The sequence below is a fragment of the Ruegeria sp. BHSA118 genome, from assembly GCF_059613405.1.
Map to the genome: position 1 here is coordinate 1 of NZ_JBXWSM010000149.1, position 1,907 is coordinate 1,907.

Consider the following 1,907-nt stretch of genomic DNA (forward strand, 5'->3'; position numbering starts at 1 on the left):
ATCGACAATCAGGGCATCCCGCGGTCAATGTCCCGAAAACAGATCAAAATAGCGGGAACTTGAGCCGTCATAATTTCAGGCCACACCTTATTGTGCATGATGGACCGTGATGCATCACCTCGATTCGAAAAACAGCCGCAGTAATATCCTTGAAGCGGCCAGAAGAGGCTTGCCGGTCATGAACACCGTCGGGCTGTTCTGGTTTGTCCTGCTGCTGCTTGGATCGGTACCCGTCTTCTGGATCGGGATCGTGTCTCTGGGCGCCGCCTGGAGCACCCCCGAATACAGCCATGGCCCGCTGATCCCGATCATCTCTCTGTATCTGTTCCTGCGTGAATTGCGGGATATGCCACCACCCAACCCGGTTGTGCATGATCGCTGGCCGGGTGTGGCGGTGATTGCCGTGGCCCTGATCATCGCCATTCTGGGCAACCTGGCCCGTATTCCCGATATCGTCACCTATGCCATGATCATCTGGACGGGCGGCGTCATGCTGACCGTGTTCGGCTGGCAGCGGGGCAAATACCACCAGCTGCCCGTGCTGCATCTGGTGTTCATGCTGCCGCTGCCGCAGTTCGTCTATTGGAAGCTCACGATCTTCCTGCAATGGGTTTCGTCCGAGCTGGGCGTCTGGTTCGTGCAGATGGCCGGCGTTTCGGTTTTCATCGAAGGCAACATCATCGATCTGGGGGTCTATAAACTGCAGGTGGCCGAGGCCTGTTCCGGGCTGCGCTATCTGTTCCCGATCTTGAGCTTCTCGTATCTCTTTGCCCTGCTTTACCGTGGCCCGATCTGGCACAAGGTGGTTTTGCTGGTTTCGGCGGCCCCTCTGACCGTGCTGATGAACTCGATCCGCATTGGCGTGATCGGCGTGCTGGTCAATCAGCACGGTATCGAGCAGGCTGAAGGCTTCATGCATTTCTTTGAAGGCTGGATCATCTTCCTGCTCTGCGTCGCCATTCTGTTCCTGATGGCCATCGGCTTGCAGCGTCTGGCGCCGAATCCGCAACCCTTTGCCGAGACCATTGATCTGGATACCCAGGGGCTGGGTTCTGTTGCCTTGCGTATCTTTGGCATTCGCGCATCGCTGGCGCTGGCGGTCGCGGGTCTTCTGACGCTTGCGGTTTCAACCGCCTGGACCCTGCGGCCCGCTTCCGAAGTGCAACCTGTGGAACGTGATCCGTTTGTTCTCTATCCACGGCAGCTTGGCCCCTGGTCCGGGTCGCCCACCACGTTGGATCCACAGGTTGAACAGGTTCTGGGGGCCAGCGATTACCTCAATGCCACCTATATCAACACCGGATCGGGCGACTTCGTGAACATGTTCGTGGCCTTTTACGACAAGCAGACCGACGGCGACGGCATCCATTCGCCCGAAGTGTGCCTGCCGGTGGGCGGCTGGGAAATCTTCAGCCTTGAACCGTATGAGATCAACCCGGGCAACACGCCTTATGGCCGCTTTACGGTCAACCGCGCCGTGATCCAGAAAGAGCTGTCAAAACAGCTGGTCTATTACTGGTTCGAACAGCGCGGCAAGCGTATGGTCAATGATTTCCGCGCCAAGATGAGCGTTATTCAGGACGGCTTCACCATGGGGCGCACCGATGGCGCTCTGGTCCGGTTTGTGACCCCCATCCTGCCCGGCGAAACCGAAGCGGATGCGGATGCAAGGTTGCAACGTTTCATGGAGCCAAGCCTGAACCGCCTGCCCCGCTTTGTACCGTTTTGAGGAGGAAATTCGGCGCTCAGGCTTCTAAGCCTTTGACGCCAAGTCATCGCAGTTGGATTTTGAGTGGTCGCGATAAGAAAAATAGATTGCACAATGATGTGCTATCGGTACCTGATGGATCAGTTTTTAGTTTCTAGTATATGGTTAGAAAAGTGCCTGCGGCAGAAATGATTACGAC

Annotated in this window: 1 protein-coding gene; it reads left to right on the forward strand. The window is 56.7% G+C overall.

Features of this window, described 5'->3' with window-relative positions; translation table 11 throughout:
• Window positions 1-178: 178 nt before the first annotated feature.
• The gene (gene xrtD, locus AC2FNN_RS21510) at window positions 179-1,729 is read left to right on the forward strand and encodes a VPLPA-CTERM-specific exosortase XrtD (protein ID WP_496760548.1); all 1,551 of its coding nucleotides are present in this window, start codon (window positions 179-181) and stop codon (window positions 1,727-1,729) included.
• Window positions 1,730-1,907: the final 178 nt, after the last annotated feature.